Source organism: Thiohalocapsa halophila (genome assembly GCF_016583825.1).
Lineage (GTDB): Bacteria > Pseudomonadota > Gammaproteobacteria > Chromatiales > Chromatiaceae > Thiohalocapsa > Thiohalocapsa halophila.
This window is the reverse complement of sequence record NZ_NRRV01000080.1, coordinates 1-20,065: the sequence shown is the minus strand read 5'-3', so window position 1 is coordinate 20,065 and position 20,065 is coordinate 1. Positions and strand designations below refer to the sequence as shown.

At 70.0% G+C, this 20,065-nt stretch carries 16 protein-coding genes; 5 read left to right on the top strand and 11 right to left on the bottom strand.

Going from position 1 to position 20,065, the window contains the following annotated elements:
* A partial coding sequence (locus CKO31_RS26535) for a hypothetical protein (protein ID WP_207148088.1) occupies positions 1 to 192 on the bottom strand: 192 nt, incomplete at its 3' end.
* A 44-nt stretch (positions 193 to 236) separates the two neighbouring features.
* Between CKO31_RS26535 and CKO31_RS22280 the strand changes: the two genes are divergently transcribed.
* The 4 genes from CKO31_RS22280 to CKO31_RS22265 all read left to right on the top strand — a co-directional run bounded on the left by CKO31_RS22280 (position 237) and on the right by CKO31_RS22265 (position 5,767).
* Complete coding sequence (locus tag CKO31_RS22280) at positions 237 to 3,143, top strand: UPF0182 family protein (protein WP_200241718.1); 2,907 nt, start codon at positions 237 to 239, stop codon at positions 3,141 to 3,143.
* Entirely contained in the window at positions 3,140 to 3,961 is an 822-nt protein-coding gene (locus tag CKO31_RS22275) for a metallophosphoesterase family protein (protein WP_200241715.1), read from the top strand. The genes CKO31_RS22280 and CKO31_RS22275 overlap by 4 nt, the downstream gene beginning before the upstream one ends.
* 246 nt (positions 3,962 to 4,207) lie before the next feature.
* On the top strand, positions 4,208 to 5,371 hold the full coding sequence (locus tag CKO31_RS27740) for a type II toxin-antitoxin system RatA family toxin (RefSeq protein WP_306341776.1): 1,164 nt from the start codon (positions 4,208 to 4,210) through the stop codon (positions 5,369 to 5,371).
* Between the two features lie 60 nt (positions 5,372 to 5,431).
* Complete coding sequence (locus CKO31_RS22265; RefSeq protein ID WP_200241711.1) at positions 5,432 to 5,767, top strand: hypothetical protein; 336 nt, start codon at positions 5,432 to 5,434, stop codon at positions 5,765 to 5,767.
* Between the two features lie 342 nt (positions 5,768 to 6,109).
* Here the strand turns inward: CKO31_RS22265 and CKO31_RS22260 are convergent, their stop codons facing one another.
* The 6 genes from CKO31_RS22260 to CKO31_RS22235 form a co-directional block, all read right to left on the bottom strand.
* On the bottom strand, positions 6,110 to 7,519 hold the full coding sequence (locus CKO31_RS22260; protein ID WP_242475588.1) for a multiheme c-type cytochrome: 1,410 nt from the start codon (positions 7,517 to 7,519) through the stop codon (positions 6,110 to 6,112).
* Positions 7,516 to 8,064: a cytochrome c3 family protein gene (locus CKO31_RS22255; RefSeq protein WP_207148087.1), complete on the bottom strand. Its 549-nt coding sequence runs from the start codon at positions 8,062 to 8,064 to the stop codon at positions 7,516 to 7,518. Before CKO31_RS22255 ends, CKO31_RS22260 begins: the two co-directional genes overlap by 4 nt.
* A gap of 117 nt (positions 8,065 to 8,181) precedes the next feature.
* Positions 8,182 to 8,601: a hypothetical protein gene (locus CKO31_RS22250; protein WP_200241709.1), complete on the bottom strand. Its 420-nt coding sequence runs from the start codon at positions 8,599 to 8,601 to the stop codon at positions 8,182 to 8,184.
* Positions 8,602 to 8,819: 218 nt separating this feature from the next.
* Positions 8,820 to 11,315, bottom strand: coding sequence for a vitamin K epoxide reductase family protein (locus CKO31_RS22245; protein ID WP_200241707.1), 2,496 nt, complete (start codon positions 11,313 to 11,315; stop codon positions 8,820 to 8,822).
* Positions 11,316 to 11,505: 190 nt separating this feature from the next.
* Positions 11,506 to 12,816 (bottom strand): MFS transporter, encoded by a 1,311-nt coding sequence (locus tag CKO31_RS22240; protein WP_200241706.1) that lies wholly within the window; start codon positions 12,814 to 12,816, stop codon positions 11,506 to 11,508.
* 153 nt (positions 12,817 to 12,969) lie between these two features.
* Positions 12,970 to 13,731 (bottom strand): VIT1/CCC1 transporter family protein, encoded by a 762-nt coding sequence (locus tag CKO31_RS22235; RefSeq protein WP_200241704.1) that lies wholly within the window; start codon positions 13,729 to 13,731, stop codon positions 12,970 to 12,972.
* Positions 13,732 to 14,087: 356 nt separating this feature from the next.
* Here CKO31_RS22235 and CKO31_RS22230 point away from each other — a divergent pair, with 356 nt between their 5' ends.
* A complete protein-coding gene (locus CKO31_RS22230; RefSeq protein ID WP_200241701.1) occupies positions 14,088 to 14,342 on the top strand; it encodes a hypothetical protein in 255 nt (84 codons plus the stop codon).
* A gap of 85 nt (positions 14,343 to 14,427) precedes the next feature.
* Here CKO31_RS22230 and CKO31_RS22225 read toward each other — a convergent pair whose 3' ends face one another.
* The 4 genes from CKO31_RS22225 to CKO31_RS22210 all read right to left on the bottom strand — a co-directional run.
* Positions 14,428 to 17,118, bottom strand: coding sequence for a cation-translocating P-type ATPase (locus tag CKO31_RS22225; RefSeq protein WP_200241698.1), 2,691 nt, complete (start codon positions 17,116 to 17,118; stop codon positions 14,428 to 14,430).
* A 281-nt stretch (positions 17,119 to 17,399) separates the two neighbouring features.
* Positions 17,400 to 18,389: a type I glyceraldehyde-3-phosphate dehydrogenase gene (gene gap, locus CKO31_RS22220; RefSeq protein ID WP_200241696.1), complete on the bottom strand. Its 990-nt coding sequence runs from the start codon at positions 18,387 to 18,389 to the stop codon at positions 17,400 to 17,402.
* Positions 18,390 to 18,498: 109 nt separating this feature from the next.
* Positions 18,499 to 19,479, bottom strand: a complete 981-nt coding sequence (locus tag CKO31_RS22215) for a 1-phosphofructokinase family hexose kinase (protein ID WP_200241687.1) — start codon at positions 19,477 to 19,479, stop codon at positions 18,499 to 18,501.
* A gap of 283 nt (positions 19,480 to 19,762) precedes the next feature.
* The coding region (locus CKO31_RS22210; RefSeq protein ID WP_207148086.1) for an EF-hand domain-containing protein at positions 19,763 to 20,065 on the bottom strand (303 nt) is incomplete at its 5' end.

Genomic DNA, 20,065 nt, shown 5'->3' with positions numbered 1-20,065 from the left:
CCCATGCCCCCCAAGGCCGCCCCCCATGCTGCGCCTCAGGCCGTCCCCATGAGCGCGGCGTCGCTTGGGCGGTGCCTTCCCGGCGCCGCCCCTGTGCAGCTCGACATAGGGCTGCAGCTCGACATAGGGCACATCCTTTGCAGCCCAGGTGCTGATACGGCGGCGGCGATGCCCGCTGTCACTCTCGCTCATGGCGGCAGCCGGGAAGGTCCCAAGGCCGCGCGAAGGAGCCCTGTATGTACTTATTGTTGTTCTTCCTGCTGGTGGGCGCCGGCATCGCGCTGGCCCGCGCCGGCTACGTCAAGGGCCGGGCGGGCTGGCTCTGGGGCGGCGGCGCACTGGCCGTCGGTACCCTGGTGCTGTTTCCGCTGCTCGGCTTCTGGGCGGAGGCGCTGTGGTTCCATGCGGTGGGCTTCGGCGGGCGCTTTTGGACCTTCGTCGGTGCCAGGCTGCTGATGGCGGTGCTGGCGGCGCTGGCGGCGGGCGTCGTCGCCTGGCTGCTGCTGCGCCCGGCCCGGCGCCTGCTGCCGGCGCTCTCGCCCTGGGCGGCGCTGGCCGCCGGCGCCGGCGGTCTGCTCTGGGGGCTCGGTACCTGGCAGGCGTGGCTGCTGTTCCTGAACCGGGCCGAGGCGGGCGTTGCCGAGCCCATCCTGGGTCTGGACGCGGGCTTCTATCTATTCACGCTGCCGGTGCTCCAGGCCCTGCATGGGCTTTTGCAATGGCTGCTGGTGGTGCTGGCGGTGGCCACGGGCGTCGCGGTGCTGCTGCGGCTGCGCGGCGGCGCAGGTGGCTCCTCCGCTGGATCCACAACGGGGCCGGATACCACAGCCCTGGTGCCGCCGGTGGCCGTGCTCAGCGCCACGGCGGGCGTCTGGCTGGGTCTCGGCGCCCTGCTCGGCGCCTTCGGGCTCCTGTACTCGGAGCTCGGTGTTACCGCAGGCCCGGGCTGGACGGATGCCAATATCCGGCTGCCGGTGTACCTGCTGCTGGCGGTACTGAGCCCGCTGCTCGCCCTGGTGCCCGCCATTCGCCCGCTGCGCCGCTGGCTCGGCGACCGCCTGGAGGGGCTCGGGCGACAGCTCGCCGGCGGAGCCTCGCAGTGGCTCAACGACGGCCTGCCGGCGCGTGCCGGCGGGCTCTTGGTCAGCATTGCAGTGCCCTGGGGGGCCGTGGCGGGGCTGTGGCTGCTGCTGGCGGGCGTCCTGCCGGCGGCGGTGCAGGGCCTGGTGGTGGAGCCCAACGAGATTACCTTCGAGCGGCCCTACATCGCCAACAACATTGCGCTCACCCGCCACGCCTTCGGGCTGGATGAGGTGGAGCAGCGCCAGTATCCGCTGTCGGGGGACTTCGACCGGCAGACGGTGCAGGACAACCAGCACCTGATCTCGGAGGTGCGGCTCTGGGACTGGCGGGCGCTGGATGCGGTCTATAAGCAGTTCCAGGAGATCCGGCTCTACTACGAGTTCGTCGACGTGGACATGGACCGCTACCGCTTCGACGATCGGTATCGGGAAGTCATGGTCTCGGCGCGGGAGCTCTCCCAGGAGAACCTGGCGGAGCAGAGCCAGACCTTCGTCAACCGCAGGTTCAAGTACACCCATGGCTATGGGCTCACGCTGGCGACGGTGAGCGACTTCACGCCCGAGGGCCTGCCCAATCTGCTGGTGAAGGACATCCCGCCCGAGTCGGCCTATCCGTCGCTCGCGGTCGAGCGCCCGGAGATCTACTACGGCGAGCTCACCAAGGAATGGGTGGTGGCCAACAGCTCCGAGCAGGAGTTCGACTATCCCAAGGGCGAGCAGAACGCCTACACCCGTTACGCCGGCCAGGGCGGCGTGGAGCTGAAGAACCTGTGGCGCAAATTCCTGTTCGGCTGGAAGCTCGACAGCACGCGTTTGCTGCTGTCGAGCTATCCGCGCCCGCAGAGCCGGATCATGCTACATCGGCAGATCGAGGACCGGGTGCGCACCCTCGCGCCCTTCCTGGAGCTGGACGACGACCCCTACCTGGTGCTGGTGGACGGGCGCCTGAAATGGATCATCGACGCCTATACCACTTCCACGCGCTTCCCCTACAGCGAGCCCTTTGTCGCACCCTTCGCGAGTCGGCTGCCCGTGGGTGCCGGGGGTGATGCCGACGGCAGCCCGCAAGTGGACTATCTGAGCGGCAACAACTACGTGCGCAACTCGGTCAAGGTCGTGGTAGACGCCTACCAGGGGAGTGTGAATTTCTACGTCTTCGAGCCCGAAGACCCGCTCATCAGTGCCTGGCAGGGTGCGCTGCCCGGCATGTTCCAGCCGCGGGCGGCCATGCCCGAGGCCCTGGAGGCCCATGTGCGCTACCCCGAGGGCCTGCTGCTCACCCAGGGCCTGGTCTACGCCAAGTACCACATGAACGACCCGGAGGTGTTCTACAACCAGGAGGACCTCTGGGTGCGCGCCACCGAGAAGCACTATGACCGGGTGCAGCCGGTGGAGCCCTACTACGTCATGTGGGAGCTGCCGGAGTCGGACCAGGCGGAATTCGTCCTCATGCTGCCCTTTACGCCCAAGAACCGTCAGGTGCTCATCGGCTGGATCGCCGGGCTCTCGGACGGCGACAACTACGGGCGCTTCCTCGCCTACCAGTTCCCGAAGGAGCGCCGCGTGCTCGGGCCCCAGCAGGTGGAGACCAAGATCGACCAGGACAGCCACCTATCCGGGCAGCTGACCCTGTGGGACCAGCGCGGCTCCAACGTCATCCGCGGCAACGTGCTGGCGATCCCGCTGGACCACACCCTGCTCTATGTCGAGCCCATCTACCTCCAGGCGGAGACCGCCGCCTATCCGGAGCTGCGGCTGGTGGCCGTGATGCACGGGGATGATCTGAGCTATGCCGAGACCTTCGATGAGGCGCTCGCGGGCCTGTTCGGGCCGGAGCAGCCGACCGCGGCTGGGCTCGGCACCCGCTCCCTGCGCCAGCTCGCCGGCGATGCCAACGCCGCCTTCCAGCGCTACCTGGGCGCGCAGGGGGAGGGGCGCTTTCGGGATGCCGCCGACGCCCTGACGGAGCTTCAATCGCTGCTCTCGGAGCTCGCGGCGACGCAGGAGACCGGCGATGAGCAAGTGCCAGGCGGTCCGGCGCGCGCCGAGTCAGGCCCGTGACGACCATCTACCAGATCTCCGACCTGCATTTCGGGCGCGAGCGCCCGGCGCTGGTGCGCGCGCTGGTGGATGAGATCAACACCCGCGCCCCGGAGCTGGTGGCCGTCAGCGGCGACCTCACCCAGTCCGCCCGGCGGCGCGAGTTTGCGGCCACCAGAGACTTCCTCGCGCAGCTGGCGCCGCCGGTGCTGGTGGTGCCCGGCAACCACGACGTGCCGGACTGGGACCTGATCCGCCGCCTGCTGCGTCCGTGGAAGCGCTACGGGCGCTACATCACCGAGGACCCATATCCCAGCTATTCCAGCCCAACCCTCGCCGTGCTGGGGCTCAACTCGGCCCGGCGCTGGTCGCCGCACACCGACTGGTCCCGCGGCCGGCTCTCGGCCTACCAGATGGACGAGGTGGAGCGCTTTTTCGCCGGCGCCCAGCCCGGCGCAGTGCGGGTGGTGGTGGTGCATCATCCCTTCGTCGCTCACGAGCTGGTTTTGGGCCGCGGCGTCATCGGGCGCAAGGAGATGGCGCTCGAGTGCTTCGAGCACGCCGGGGTCGATCTGATGCTGTCCGGACACCTGCACATCCACCACAGCGAGACCATGGCCGCCAGGGGCGGCGAGCGCACCCTGGTGGCCGCCCAGGCGGGCACGACCGTCTCGGACCGGCTGAAGGCAGGCTATCCCAACAGCTTCAACATCATCGAGCTCGACCGGGCGCGCATCCGCATCCGCATCCGCTGCTGGGCCGAAGACAACGGCTTCCGCGACTGCGAGCGGCTGGATTACCGCCGGGCCCCAGCGGGCTGGGAGCCCGAGCCGGCTTGACCGTGGGAGCGGCCTCCGGCCGCGACGGCTCTGGCACGGCGGCTGCGGCATCGTCGCGGCAAGGATGCCGCTCCCACAGCGCCAGGAGCCGCCGTGGGAGCGGCCTCTGGCCGCGACCGCTCTGGCACGGGCGCTGCGGCACCGTCGCGGCAGGGATGCCGCTCCCACAGCGCCAAGGGCCGCTGTGGGAGCGGCCTCTGGCCGCGACGGCTCTGGCACGGCCGCTGCGGCATCGTCGCGGCAGGGATGCCGCTCCCACAGCGCCAAGGGCCGCCGTGGGAGCGGCCTCTGGCCGCGACGGCTCTGGCACGGGCGCTGCGGCATCGTCGCGGCAAGGATGCCGCTCCCACAGCACCAGTGGCCGCTGTGGGAGCGGCCTCTGGCCGCGACGGCTTTGGCACGGCCGCTGCGGCATCGTCGCGGCAAGGATGCCGCTCCCACAGCGCCAGGGGCCTTCTGTGGGAGCGGCCTCTGGCCGCGACGGCTTTGGCACGGCCGCGCGGCATCGTCGCGGCAAGGATGCCGCTCCCACAGCGCCAATGGCCGCTGTGGGAGCGGCCTCTGGCCGCGACGGCTCTGGCACGGGCGCTGCGGCATCGTCGCGGCAAGGATGCCGCTCCCACGACGCCAGGGCCGCTGTGGGAGCGGCCTCCGGCCGCGACGGCTCTGGCGCGGCCGCTGCGGCATCGTCGCGGCAGGGATGCCGCTCCCACAGCGCCAGGGGCCACCGTGGGAGCGGCCTCTGGCCGCGACGGCTCTGTCACCGCGCTGCGGCATCGTCGCGGCAGGGATGCCGCTCCCCCGGCGCCGGGAGCCGCTGTGGGAGCGGCCTCTGGCCACGACGGCTCTGGCGCGGCCGCTGCCGCTTTGTCGCGGCAGGGATGCCGCTCGCACGGCCGTTTCGCCTTGAGCCGCTCTTGCCAAACTCCCAAGATCCATCGCTCCCGTGACAGTCTTCTCCGAGCAGGTCATCCCATGCCGAGCTTTACCGTGTCCGAAACCGTCCATCACCCGCGTCCCGCCGTCTTCGACCTGGTGGCCGACATCGAGCGCTATCCGGAGTTTGTCCCCGGCTGGCGGGAGGCCCGTGTGCTCAGCGATCAGGGCGAGCGCCGAGAGGTGGAGCAGGCGGTGGGCGCCGGCCCCGTGGTCCTGCGCTTTCGCACGGAGGCCCGGCTGGAGCGCCCCGAGCGGATCGACATCCAGGGCGGCGGCGGCGCGCTGAAGCGGCTCCATCAGGTGTGGCGCTTCGAGGAGCACCCCGAGGGCGTGACCCGCGTGGAGCTGTGGACCGACTATACCCTGCGCGGCGGGCCCGCTGCCGCAGCGGCAGGCCCGTTCTTCCGCCAACGCACCAAGGAGGTCGTGGCGGCCTTCCGCCGCCGTGCCGATGCGGTCCTGGCGGGCTGAGGGCCGTCGCGGGCTCGGGCTGCGGCGGCCGCCGCAAGAACCATCTCTGACAAGGGGAGCATGATGCTGACTTGGATTGCCGCCGCCTGGCGCGGGCGTTTGCCGCTATGGCTCACCTATTGGGTCCTCGGCGTCGGCGGCAACATGAGCTTCGTCGCGGTGCTGCTTGCGCTCCTATTCTTCGGGCGCGCTGCAGCCTGGCCTTGGCTGTGGCTGGTGTATGGGCTGTCGCTAGTCTGGTTCGTCTTCATCTTCGGCGCCATCTGGCGCGCCGCCGGGGTCTATCCCGGGCACCGTCTGTGGCCAATCCTGGCCCGACTCGGCGTGCTCGTGGGCATCGTCAGGATGACGCTGGAGGGGGTGCTGCTCGCGGGGCTTGCGGGCGCGCCGCCTTGACAAAATCCGCAGATTGGCTGCTCCATCCCCACCGAGACGAGCCAAGCGTCCGGCGGACCTCGGGGAGCGCGGCTCAAGCCGACGCGTCGGTTGCGCGTCCCTTGGGTGGCCCGGGCTGATTGTCGGGTTAATCTGTCGCTAATCCGTTCTACCGCTCACGGGACTTCCCGCGGGGCCGGCAACACTTGCCCCGTCGAAACTCGTCGTGTACCGGACTCGGGCTCAGCCAGCTAAGCGGGCGTGGGTGTCTGTTCGGCCAGGGGGCGCGTGTACCTTGCGGCCGGTGATGCCCAGGCTTGGCTTTGCGCATCCGACGGTGCTCGGACCTCCGGCAGCGTTGCGTTAGTGTCCACCGCCGGCCTTCGGCTCTCCCGATTCGATCTCCCCGCTCGCCATCCGTGCGGCATGGATCTGCTCCAGGGTGTAGAAGCTCTGCTGGAGCTGGAAGAAGCCGTGCCAATGCGCCCAGTCTGGGCCCGCCATCATGGCGCCGTGGCGGGCGCGGCGGCCCTCGTGATGCCACAGGTGATAGAAGGTGACCTGGAAGGCGTCCTTCCAGGGGTTCTCTTTCAGCAGCCCGGCGGCGGCGAGCTCGTCGTGCATCTGCTTGGCGGGCTCCCAGTAGGCCTCGTTGTAGAGCTGCACGGCGGCGTCGGCCTGGTAGAAGAAGTTGTCGGTATGCAGCTCGCCGTGGCAGGCGGTGCACACCTGCTTCATCTTCTCGCGGCCTGCGGGGCCGTCGCCGAGCAGCGGACTCATGACGTCGTCGGAGCCGCGCACGTCGGAGCGCTTGGCCCAGAGGTTCCAGTACAGCCGCTCGCTCACGTTGTGGGTGACGCTCAGCTCGCCGACGCCGCTCATGTGGCAGGTGGCGCAGGTGGGTGCGCGGTAGTCGCCCGGCTCCCAGGCGTCGGGGGCCGAGTCCCAGCGCCAGTCGTCGCCTTCGACGGCATAGATCTGCCCATGCTTGCTGTTCTCGTAGACCTCGATGTCCGGATGATCCGGGCCCAGGTGACAGGAGGCGCAGGCGGCGGGGTGGCGCGCCTCTGCCAGGGAGAAGCGGTGGCGGGTGTGGCAGGTGGTGCAGTTGCCGGTGCTGCCGTCCGGGTACAGGCTGCCGATGCCGGAGTTGGGCCAGGTGCGGGCGGTCGGGCGGCCGTCGTCGTCGAGCTTGATCTCGGTGCCGTGGCACTGCATGCAGCCGGTCATGTCGGGCGCGGCGCTCAGCTCCGGATGGCCGCGGCCCTCGTGCCTGTGCACGAGGGCATGGAGGTCGTCCTTCGGGATCTGCTGGCGGTAGCCGCGGAAGTGGCCGCTGCGGTTGAACTGCTCCTGCTCGCGGGGATGACAGCGCCCGCAGGTGTCGGGCGACACCAGTACCGAGATATAGGTGTCGGTGCCGACCAGCGACTCGTGCTGGGTCGCGTTCGGCGCGTCCGCCGGCACTTGGTGGCAGTCGATGCAGGTGACGCCCACGTGGCCGTGGCGGCTGCGCTTCCAGTCGCTGATGATGCCGGGGTTGTGCTGCTTGTGGCATTCGACGCAGCTCTTGCCGAGCGGCGTCAGTCCGCGGTCGATGACAATGGACTGCATTTGGCTCAGGTCGCCGAGTGACTCGCCGGCCGCTTGCTGCCCGCCTGAGGTCTCTGCCGATGCTTGCCCGTATGCCGGGTCCATGCCCGCGGCGAGCATGGCGGCCACCAGCAGCGTGAGCAGGACCAGGCCGCGGGCGAGGACGGTGTCTTTGTTCATGGATCGGCTCCTGTTGCGGGGGATGGCGGCAATGCCGCAGCGAGCCCTTGGTGGCCCACGTGCGGATGGCAGCTGACGCAGGTCCGGTCGATCTCGCCGAGGAAGTACGGACGGTGGGCGACGAAGGCGGGGTTGTTGCCGCGGGCGTGTTCGAGGTCGCGGTGGCATTTCAGGCAGCCCGAGTCGAAGACGTAGGATTCGCGCTCGGCCAGGCCCGCCTGCCAGTCGATGGCAGTCAGGTCGTAGGTGAGCTGCGCCCAGATGTCGTGCAGGCCGAAGCGGGCCTTGGTCCAGAGATGGGCCGCGAGGCTGTCGTGGCGCAGGTGGCAATCGGTGCACTTCGCCGCCAGGCCGCGTGGGTTGTCGCCGCCGTGGACATCGGCCCGGTAGGTGCGCGCGAAGGGCTCCATGGTGTGGCAGGTGGTGCAGAAGCCGGGGCCCGAGGTCGCCGCCAGCGTTCCCTCCATGAGCATCCAGGAGGCGGTCACCACCACGGGTATCAGGACCACGGCGGCCAGAATACCGATCAGCGATTTCTTCACCATCTGCTCCTCGGCTTGCCGCGTCGCATGGCCAACGCGAAGCCTGCCGAGGGCTCGATCAGGCACCGCTCATTGGAAGCGCGCGACACGAGAGCTCGCGCGCGCGGCGTTTTGCGCACCCTAGGGTTGGCGCTCGGTGGGCCTCACCAGGGTGGTGACGCCGTCGGTGTCGTCGATACGCAGCATGAGCAATCGCCCGTCCACGGTCTTCTCGACGGCGACGGACTGGGGGCGCTCTACCCGCTGCACGGTGAACGGCTCGCCGTCGCCGTAGACGCGGATGTCGATGTTCGGCAACGGGACGGCGGCGACCGCGGCCACGTCGTCCAGCGCCAGGTCGGCGCAGATCACGTCGGCGTTGGCGGTGTCTGCGCGTGCAGCCGCGGCGGTGGGCAGGCTCAGCACTCGCACCGCCCGGCCATGGTAGGCGCGGGCGAAGTCGGCGCAGGCCTCGGGCCAGTTGGCGGGTGTCACGGTCTCGATGTGCACTCCGCCTGCGGGCGGGGGTGCGTATGGGGTCTGGCTCTGGGTGTTGGGCATAGCTCGGCTCCAAGCATTTCAATAGAGCCGAAGCAGTCTTCGTGCCGATGGCGTCGCACGGCGCGTGCCGCATCGGCCGTGCGAAGCGCGCCGGCCGTCACGGGCGCGCTGGTGGAATTGCCTGCATGCCTGGTGCAAATGCCGCGGTGCGCATGGGTCTGACTGTCAGCCGGCGGTGAGCCTGCGGCGCCCGTGTGCGTAGTCGCGGCCGGGCCGGCTCAAACGATGTACCGGCTCCAGCCCCCGTAGCGGTGGGCGATCTTGCCCCGCGGCGCCGCCAGCACCATCAGCAGCGCACCCGCCGCGATGCCCGCGGTGTCCGCGAGCTGCGAGCCGCCGTCGAGCAGGAAGGTGGCACCCATGAGACCGGCGCCGAGCAGCAGGTTGGCCCAACGCAGCGGCCGGCCCACCTCGCCGAGGGCGGCGATGGATACGCTCACCACCAGCGCGCCCAGCAGGTGATCGCTGTGGGCCTGGGCACCGGTGGTGTCGAACAGGAGCCGTGTGCCCATGAGACCGACGCCGATGAGCGCCGACAGCGCCAGTGTCCAGGGCAGGCGCACGCCGCCGCCGAAGACCTCGCGCAGCACGGCACCCGCCGGGCGGTCCAGCTCGCTGCGTGCACCGGCGGCTGCGTCCTCGCCGTCCGCCGTGTCGCCGAACAGGAAAACCCGCAGCACCGACTTGCCCCGGCGCCTGCGCTGTAGCAGAAACTGGAACGTGGCCGCCAGCTCGTCGTAGGCGTATGGAATCTGGAGCAGCATCGCGAGTGCTGCCACTAGGCAGAGCGTGCACCAAGTGCCGATCAGCGTGGGCTGGAGGATGATCAAGAAGATGCTCACGGCGCCCAGCGGCACGATGAGCATGCCGAACAGCACCACGACCCAGGGCATGGTGCGCCAGCGCGCGCGGCCGCCGAGCAGCCCGGTGACGATCTCCAGCAGGTAAACGAAGGCACCGAGGCCGGCATTCGGCACTGGCCAGGCTTCGGAGAGGCTGGAGGTGATCACGCGCTCGGTGCCGTCGCCGAAGAAGGGGTCCCAGGCGGTCTCGATGTGGCCGAGCTGATAGGCGGCCAGGTAGCGGGCGATGAGGAGGCCGACCAAGGCCAGCGCGATAATGGGCAGGCGCTGGGTCCAGTCGGACGGGCTGTAGTCCCAGCCGGGTGGGACGGTTGGCCCCGTGAGCTTGGCCATGGGCGAGATGCCCGGCATCGGAGCGACGACGACGGCGAAGCAGAACACCAAGGCGCCCACCAGGGTGCCGTTCAGATAGGCCGCGGGCTCCGGCGCCCAAAACACCAGCGGCGCCAGCATGAGCCAGAGCCCCACCGCGGCGGTGGCGAGCCGCGCCCAGCCGAGCCGCCAGGACAGCGACAGGCTCGCGAGCAGCATGACGGCGGCGCCGGCCGCGACATCGCTGACGGTCATGGCCTGGCTCGCGTAGCCGAGCGTCGCCGGGCTGGCCAGCAGCCAGGCGCCGAGGCCGATGTTGACGCAATGGGCCCAGCGGGTGGCATCGTGCTCGTCGCGGCGCGTGCGCTCGAAGGTGGCGCGGATCACATCGGGGTCGTAGTCGGCTTCCGCGGCCGTGGTGAGCCAGGGCGGCGGGGTCAGCTGGTGGCGCTGGTACCAGCCGACGGGGTCCGCCTTCAGCGCATCGACCATCCGCGGCAGGGTCTCCCGCAGCCGGTGCCGCGGGCTCCAGCTCAACCGTTTGCGGGCACGGCCGATGTCGATCTCGTAATGGTCGTCGGCGAGCGCGGTCATGAAGGGCTTGATGAAGGGCTCCTCGCCGCGGTCCAGGGCGTCGGGCACCACCGGCTCCGCGCGCTCCTGGAGCCAGGCGCCGGCGGCGGCGATGGGCTGGGGCACACTGTGGGTGCGCCAGCCCTCGACGCCGTGCAACAGCTCGGCGAGGCGGTTCTGGAGCGCCTGGTAGCTCATCACCTCCGGCTCGCCGGCGAGCAGCGGTGTCACCTCCGTAAAGTCCCGGCGGTGCTCGACGAGGCGGTCGCACAGTGTCAGCAGATCGTCGATGTGAATGAAGGTCTGTCCCCGGCTCGGATTGCCGGCGTACAGGCTCGCGGTGACGCGGCGCTCGTACAGGCGCTGAATCTGGTGGGCGATGAAGGGCGAGCCGCAGTCGTCGGTGTAGAGACCGGCGATGCGCAGCAGCACCGTGGGCAGGTCGCCGTGCTCCTCGCGCACCGCCCGCTCGGCAGCGAGCTTGGATTGGGGATAGGCCCACTTGGCCTTAAGCGGCGCGTCTTCGGTCAGCGGCACCCCGGGCACGGTGGGCGCGTGCACGAGCATGGTGCTGGCGTAAACGAGAAGCTCCACTGTGAAGTCGGCCTTGAGGGCGCGCAGCAGTCGCCGGGTGCCGTCGACGTTGAGGGCCTGATACAGCGGATGGTCGTCACCGGAGAGGTCGTAATAGGCCGCCAAGTGGAAGACCACGGCGATCTCCCGCCCATGCTCGCGGGCGACGCGCTCCAAGGCGGCCGCGACGCTGGCGTCATCGGTGAGATCCGTTTCGATGCAGTGGTGGTTGGCGCCGTCGCATTGCAGGTCCAGACCCACCAGCTCGCAGTGCTCGCCGAGGGACTGCGCCAGTGCCCGACCGATAACGCCGTTGCTGCCGGTGACCAGGACCACCGGGCGTTGCCGGCGGCGCTTGTGCTGGCCTGCCTGCTGGGTCTCGCGTAGGGGCATTGCGGGCTCCGGATAACGGGACTGCTCCTGGGGTGCCATGCGGCAGACGAACCGTACGCGACGGGACGGGTCGCGCGCTATCCGGCAGAGTCCGACACGCATGCCGCAGCATGCGCACATGGTGCGGTGCGTGTCGAGGCTCCGTCATCACGCTGCACGACGGAACCTGGCTCATATGCGCAAAAGGGTTTCACTCTGTCGCCGCGGGCCGCTGCTCCGGCACCGTCAGCAACACCAGAAGCCCGAGAGTGAAGAACACGATGATGACGCCCATGCCGACGCGCTGACTATCGGCAAGCCAAGTCACCCAGCCGACCAGCAGCGGCCCGGCGAAGGCGGTGGCCTTGCCCGAGAGCGCGAACAGCCCGAACATCTCGGCGCGGAGCTCGTCGGGCGCTGCCCGTGCCAGCCAGGAGCGCCCGGCGGCCTGGGCCGGCCCGACGAAGATGCCGAGCAGCGCCCCGAGCACCCAGAACCAAGTCCGCGATTCCACCAGCAGTACGGCCGTCCCCGTCACAATCAGCCCGCCCAGTGCCAGCAGGAGCGTTGCGCGCGGCCCGCGCAGGTCGTCTAGCCAGGCGAAGAGCACGGCGCCGGCGGCGGCGGTGACGTTGAGCAGGATGCCGAACATCAGCACCTGCTCCTCCCTCATGTCGAAGGTGCCGGCGGCATAGACGCCGCCGAACGCGAACAGCGTCGCCAGGCCATCCACATAAAGCATCCGGGCGATCAGGAAGCGCGCGATAACCGCATAGCGGCGCACCTGGCGCAGGGTGCGGCCGAGCTGGCGCAGCCCGTCGGCGGCGGCCCGGAGCACTGGCTTGCCTTGACCGGGCTGCCGCAGCCTAAAGCTCAGCAGCGGCAGCGAAAAGACCAGGTACCAGGCCGCCGTCAGCAGGAAGGTGGCGCGTATGTGCTGAGCCTGGTCCCGCGGCAGGTCCAGCCAGGCGTCCGGGCGCACGAGCCCGAACAAGGCCAGCGCCAGGCAGGCGACGCCGCCGACATAGCCGAGCCCCCAGCCCCAGCCGGACCAGCGCCCGATGCGCGAGGGCGTTGCGAGCACCGGCAGAAGCGCGTTGTAGAGCACCACTGCCAGCTCCGCCGCCAGGGTGCCGACGGCCACCAGCACCAGCGCCAGCGGCACATAGGCCGTCTCCGGGCGCACCAGCCACAGCCCCGCCGTCGCGGCGACGGCCAGCAAGGTAAAGCCGGCGAGCAGACTGCGGCGCGGTCCGCCTTGGTCGGCGATGGCGCCGAGCACCGGTCCGGCCACGGCCACCAGCAGACCGGCCGCGGCAATGGCGTTGCCCCAGAGGGTGGTGCCCGTGGTCTCGTCCGCGGCCACTTGCCGCGTGAAATAGGCGGCGAAAACGAAGGTCGTGATCAGCGTCGCAAAGGCGCTGTTGGCCCAGTCGTAGAGGGCCCAGGCCAGGAGCTGGCGGCGGTTCTCCCGCGGTGGGTGCTGCGCCGTGTCGGTGGCTGTCGTATCCGCGTCGGTCATGCAGTCATCTCGGCGCCATCGGTGCAAATGAACCTTGTCCGGGGCTATTTGCACCGGCGGTGCTAGCCCGGCGAACCACGGGGACCTGCGCCTGCGCGGGTCGCTCGTGGCCGTTCGCCGCCCGTTGGCACGGCCGCCCCGATCAGTGTCGCATCAAGCGAGTCCGGCGCCGATCCAGGCCCGCAGCAGCGCACCCACGCCATAGGCGAGGGCTGCGGCACCGCCACCGATAAGCAGGGTCTCCAGGCCGGAGCGGAGCATGGGCTGCTCCAGTACGCGGCCCTTGATCATGCCGATGGCGAGGAAGGCGATGGACGTCGCGCCGATGCTGATACCGAATGCCACCTGGGGCGAGAGCATCGGCACCACAAAGGGCAAGAGCGGGATCAGGCCCGCGATCAGGAAGGCCAGGAAGGTGGCGCCGCCGGCATGCAGGGGGCTGGCGTTGGCGCCGGGGTGCAGGCCGAGCTCCTCTTGCACGACGGTCTTGGCCCAGAGATCCGGATCGCCGGCGATGGCGTCGACCATGCACTCCAGGGTCTCGCCGCTGAAGCCCTTGTCCGCGAAGATCTGCCGCAGCTCCTCGCGCTGGCCCTGCGGGATCTCCTCGATGTGGCGTCGCTCCTCGCGATGCGCCCGGTCGGCGCTTTCGGCGTCGCTCTTGGTGCCGAGGTAGTTGCTGACGGCCATGCTGAAGCCGTCGGCGAGGAGGCTCGCAAAGCCCAGTATCACGATGACCAGGCTGCCGAAGCCGCCGCCCACGGCGCCGGCGACCACGGCGAAGCTGGTGATGGCGCCGTCGATGGCGCCGAGCATCGCATCGCCGAGGTGGCCGCCGTCGCCGGCCTGGATGCGCTCGCGGATGCGCACCGGCTGATGCTCGTGCTCCAGGTTGCGTGTCGGTTGCTGGGCCATGGGATCGTCGTATGGGGGTCTTTGCTGTGCTGGCCACCGCGACGGCGCCGCGATCTATGCGTTACGAGCCGATGCGGTCGTTTGGCGCATCGGCGGGAGCCATCGCAGAAAAGCCAGCGCGGGTTACCTTTGTCCGGTACCTTGCGGGTAAGCAATATCCGCTCCGCTTCCGAACGGCGCTGCCCGGCGGCCGGGGTCGGGCGCTTTATCCTAGATTCGGTCTTTGAGCCACGAAGAGCACGAAGGGATTCAGCAGGATACGCAAGCTCGCGCCTTCAACCGCCAGGTGAGCGAGATCCCTACGAGCTTTATCGTATGGATCGCAGCCTCAGAACGACGCGGGCGGCGGACTGCGGATGCTGTATCCGCAGGCAATGTCGGTGCCCTTGTCCGGGCTCTACCTTTGCGAAGACCTGGGATCGCACGTGTCTGCGTCCAGGGCCTTCGTCTACAGCAACTTCATTACCAGTCTGGACGGGCGCATTGCGGTTGCCGAGCCGGGGAGGGGGCAGCTCGGGGTTCCCGCTCAGACCGCCAACCCGCGGGATTGGCGACTGCTCCTCGAGCTGGCGGCCCCGGCCGATGCGATCATGCCTATGATTTCACGCTGAGCGCTCTGTACCTGGATGTCCAAGGACCGGACGGCGTCGATCAGCTGATGCAGGTTTATGACCGCAGAGACGCCGGGGGCTAGCCTTATCGCTCGGCCATTCGCCGGCGAAGGGCGAGTAGCATCTTCGTCACCTGGACCACCAGCAGAGGCAGCACCGAAAAGCCCAGCACCAGGCTCCAGCCTGCGGGCGGCAGCGACTGGATGGACAGCACGTCGGCCGCCACCGGCACCCAGACGGCGAGCCCCAGCAGGACGACACCCACGGCGATGGACACCCAGACCATGGGATTGCGGGTGATCTCGTTGACGAAGACCGGGGAGTCGGCGCTGCGCATGTTCAGCACATGCAGCAGGCGCCCGAGGCCGAAGGTCAGGAAGCCGATGGTCACGGCCTGACCGGTATCCAGGTCGAGCCACAGGAAGGCCAGGGTGAAGGCCACGAGCACCGTGGCCGCGATGAGCGCGCCGTAGCCGGTGATGGCCACCCAGTGGCTGCGCTTCAGGATGGGCTCGTCCTTGGCCCGCGGCGGCTCGTCCATGACGCCGGGGCGGCTCGGGCTCAGGCCCAGCGCCAGGGCGGGCATCACGTCGGAGACGAAGTTGATGTAGAGGATCTGCAGCGGCAGCAACGGCAGGGGTGCGCCGACCACGGCCGCCGCGGACACGGCCATGATCTCGGCGAGGTTGCCGGAGAGCAGATAGACGATGAAGCGCCGGATATTGCGGAAGATGGTCCGGCCGTGCTCGATGGCATGCACCAGGGTCTCGAAGGCGTCGTCCTTGAGCACGATGTCCGCCGCCTGGCGGGCCACCTCGGTGCCGCGTTGGCCCATGGCGATGCCGATGTCCGCCTGCTTCAGCGCCGGGGCGTCGTTGACGCCGTCGCCGGTCATGCCGACCACCCAGCCAGTATCCTGATACAGGTCGATAAGCCGCAGCTTCTGCTCGGGGCTGATGCGGGCGAAGACGTCGCTGGCCAGCAGCCGCTCGCGCTCGTCTTCATCCAATGCCTGCAAGTCCTTGATCATCGACGCGTCGACGGCCTCCGCATCCGGCGTGCTGAGGCCGATCTCGGCAGCGATGGCCTGGGCGGTGGCTGCATGATCGCCGGTGCCCATGACCACGCGGATGCCGGCGTCCTGGCAGGCGGCGATGGTGGTGTCGATACCGGGCCGCGGCGGGTCGTAGAGCCCGGTGAGCGCCAGCAGCGTCAGGTCCGCATAGGGCTCGGCATCGGCGCTGTCGGCGCGCTTCTCGGCGATGGCGAGCACGCGCAGGCCATCCGCTGCCAGCTGCTCGCTGCGCGTCTGCCAGTCCTCGCGGTCGGCGTCGCCAAGCTCGGTGTCGCCGTCGCCGGTGCGCACTTTCACGCAACGCCCGAGCACCGCCTCCGGTGCGCCCTTGACGGCGTAGCGCCAGCCGCCGTCCGCGGCGTGAATGGTCGCCATCATTTTCAGATCCGGGTCGAAGCTCACCTCCCGTTCTTCTGGCAGACGCTCCAGCAGCTCGCCCCGGTGCAGACCGGCGGCGGCGGCGCCCTCCAGCAATGCGACCTCGGTGGGGTCGCCGGCGCTGCCGTCCTCGTGCAGGCTCGCGTTGTTGCAGAGCGCGCCGACGGTGAGCGCGTCGGCTAGGCCGGTCACCTCGTCCAGCCCGACCTCGGTGTCGTCGTCGCGCAGGAAGCGGGCGCCGTCCGGCTCCTGGTCCAGCGTCAGCGTGCCGGCGGCGAGGCCGAGCCGGGACAGGGTCATGTGGTTCTCGGTGAGGGTGCCGGTCTTGTCGGTGAAGATCAGGCTGGCGGTGCCCAGGGTCTCGACGGCGGAGAGCCGCTTCACCACGGCGTTGCGCTTGGCCATCTTGCGCATGCCGCGGGCCAGGGCCAGCGTGGCGACCACCGGCAGGCCCTCGGGCACCGCGGCGATGGCCAGCGCAATAGCCGTCTCCAGCATCACCAGCAGCGCCTTGCCGGCGATGAGCCCCGCCGCGGCCACCACGGCGGCGATGGCGATGGTGAGCCAGATGAGCCGCCGGCCCAGCTGCTCCAGGCGCTGTTCCAGCGGCGTCTCGGAGGACTCCGCCTCTTCCACCAGGCTGGAGATGTGGCCGAGCTCGGTGTCCATGCCGGTGGCGACGACTAACCCTAAGCCCGAGCCGTCGGTGACCGCGGTGCCCTTGAAGGCCATGTTCTCGCGCTCCGCCAGCGGCGGGTCGTCCCGGTCCAGGCTGCCGGTGCGCTTGGTGACGGGTACGGACTCGCCGGTCAATGCGGCCTCGTCGCATTGCAGGCGGTTGGCCTCCAGCAGGCGCAGGTCCGCGCTCACCACGTCGCCGGCCTCCAGCAGCACGATGTCCCCAGGCACCAGCTCTTCGGCCGACAGGGTCCGCTCCCTGCCGCCGCGGCGCACTCGGGCCTGTGCCTTGCCCATGCGCTGCAGGGCCTCCATGGCGCGGGTGGCCCGCAGCTCCATGACGAAGCCGATGACGGTGTTCACGGCCACCGCGGCGGCGATGGCGACGGCCTCGACCACACGCCCGAACACCGCCGCCGCCACCGCCGCGGCCAGCAGCAGCAGCACGATCAGGCTGGCGAGCTGGTCCACCAGGATGCGCCAGGTGGGCCGTGATTTCGCCTCGCGCAGGCGGTTCGGGCCGTGCTCGTCGCGCCGGCGCTCGACCTCGGCGTCGTCCAGGCCCTGCTCGATGCTGCTGTCGAGGGCATCGACCAGGGCGTCGGCTGATTGCTGGTAGGGCGCTGTCACTGTCGGTCGATTCATGCTGCCGGCGCTGTGGGAGGTGTCCGTGCCCGTGGGGGATGATTGAGCCTAGGCCCAATCTTCGAGCCAGGAAGGGCACGCGGCAACCGTGGAAGCGGCATCCTTGCCGCGACGACGCGCTGATGCAGCTGCCACTGGCGTCGCGGCCAGAGGCCGCTCCCACAGCGCACGGGCTGCCGTGGGAGCGGCCTCTGGCCGCGATGGACCCGGCACTCAGCTGCCCTGGCAGTCGTCGCGGCAAGGATGCCGCTCCCACGGCAGACGAGACGCGGCGGCGCCCGTCAGCTCAGCACCTTCACCGCCGCGCGCACCATCTGCGCGGCGTAGCCCATCTCGTTGTCGTACCAGGCGAGCACCTTGACCAGATCGCCGTCGACGACCCGGGTCTGGGTCAGGTCCACCACCGCGGCGTGCTTGTCGCCGATGATGTCCGTGGAGACCAGGGGCTCTTCGGTGATGCCGAGGACGGCGTTGTAGCTGGGGTTCAGGCTCTCCTCAAGGAACACCTTGTTGACGGCCTCGACCGAGGTCTTCTCGGTGGTGACGAAGGTGATGTCCGCCACCGAGCCCACGGGCACCGGGGCGCGCACCGCGAGGCCGTCGAAGCGGCCCGCCAGGTCCGTGAGCACTTGGGTCGTCGCTTCCGCGGCGCCGGTGCTGGTGGGCACCAGGTTCACGGCCCCGGCGCGGCCGCGCTCCATTTTCTTTGCCGGGCCGTCCACCATCCCTTGGCTTGCGGTGTAGGCATGGACGGTGGTCATCATGGCCTTGGCGATGCCGATGCGGCGGGCCATCACCTCCGACACCGGCGTAATGCAGTTGGTGGTGCAGCTGGCGCAGGAGAAGATCGGCGCAGCGCCGGGCTCGTTGACGCCCGGGACTACCATGGGCACCTCGTCGTCCTTGCTCGGGGCGGACAGAATCACGCGCTTGGCGCCGGCCTCCAGGTGCTGGCGCAGCGAGGCCTGGTCCCGGAAGACGCCGGTGCACTCCATCACCAGGTCCACGCCGAGCTGCTTCCAGGGCAGGCGCGAGGGGTCCTGCTGGTTGGACACCGGCACCCGCACGCCGTCGATCACCAGGTCGTCGGCGTCCTGGGTGACCTCACGGTTGTAGCGGCCGTAGGCGGAGTCGTAGCGCAGCAGATAGGCGATCTGCTCCGGCGTGGCGAGGTCGTTGGCGCCCGCCAGCTCCAGCTCGGGCTGGTCCATCACCAGCTTGAGGGCAGCGCGGCCGATGCGCCCGAGGCCGTTGATTGCGATTGTTGCCATGATCTCGACTCCTGATCTGGGGTGGTGGGGGTTGGCCTAGCGGTCATCGCTCCCGGACCGGCCGTGGATGCCGGGGCAGGGGATCTGCCTGCGGCGGTCTCGCCGCCGGTCAGGAATTCTTGCGTTCGTCGATACTGGCGTGGCGCACCTCGACCTCCGCGCGCAGCGCGGCGAGGTCATCCGGGCGGAACAGGCGCGTGTCGCGGGTCTTCACCGCCGCGGCGGCGGCGGCGACGCCGTCGATGGCCGCCGCCAGCAGCTCGCCGCCGGCGGCGAGCCGGTGCACCAGGGCGCTCACGAAGCTGTCGCCGGCGCCCACCGGCGCGCGTCCCTCGATGGCCGGCGGGCGCAGATGCGCATGCAGGCCGTCGCTGGCCAGCACCGCGCCTTGGGCGCCGAGGGTGACCACCACGGCCTCCGCGGCACCGTCGCGGATCAGCCGGTCCATGGCTACGAGATAGTCGTCCGGCCCCGGCTCGCCGTCGCCGTCCGGCAGGTCCAGAAGCTCCCGGCACTCGTTGCGATTCGGTTTGATCAGGTAGAGCGGGGCCCCGGCGTCGAGCGTCGCCCGCAGCGCCGGGCCGTTGGTGTCCAGCACCACGCGGCTGCCGCGCTCGGCCGCGCGGCGGGCCACCCCGGCGTAGAAATCCAGCGGCATGTCCCGCGGCAGGCTCCCGCTCATCACCACCAGCTCCGGCGCCGGATCGAGGTTGGCGACGGCGTCGCCGCAGGCCTGCCATTCCCGTTGCTGGAGCGTCGGGCCCGGGAAGACCAGATGCAGCACCTCGCCGGTGTCATGCACCCGCAGGGACAGGTTCTGGCGCAGGTCGCCGGCGATAGGCAGCCGCTCGGCGGGGACGCCGAGCTCGGCCAGCAGCCGGTTGAAGGCCTCGCCCGTGGGCCCGCCGCTGGGATAGACGGCGCGGACGTCGTCGCCCAGGTCCTTGAGTCCGCGCGCGACATTGATGCCGCCGCCGCCGGGCGTGCGCCGCGGCGGCTCGCAGCGGGTCTTGTGGCCGGGGTCCAGCGCCTCGGTGTCGCTGGTCAGGTCCAGCGCCGGGTTCATGGTCAGGGTGACGATGGCGGCCATATGCGAAGCCTCTCCTGTCCCTCAGCGGGCCGTGGAACCGCCGCCGGCGACGATGACGGTCTGGCGGGTGGTGCGGCTCACCGTCCGGCTTCCGGTGGCGCGTCGATCGCAACGCCGACCACCCGGATAGGCGCAGCGTGTAGGGTGGACAAGCGAAGCGCAGTCCACCGAGTGACCTGCGGCCCCTGCGGCCCCGGGTGGACTTCGCTGTCGCTCGTCCACCCTACTGGTCTGTCGTGCAGTTCATGGCCTCTCCCTCGGGCTTCTGTCAGCATCCGCTCGATCACCGCCGGCGGGCAGCGCCATGAAAGCGGGCTAACTCCTCCGGGGAGATGCCGCCGCTGCCGTCGGCATCGAGGTCGGAAAAGCTCGGTGCGTGGGCGGCACCGCGCATGGGATAGCCCTGCTCTGCACGTTCGCGCCGGCGCTCCGAGGGCACCGCATTGAGCTCGGATTGGCTGATGCGGCCATCGTTGTCGGCATCGAAATCCGAGAAGGCGGGCATGTTCATGCCCATGCGCCGGCCCGTGCCGGGCCCCATGCCAGGTCCCATCCCGGGCCCCCTACCGGCCCCCATACCGCCGGC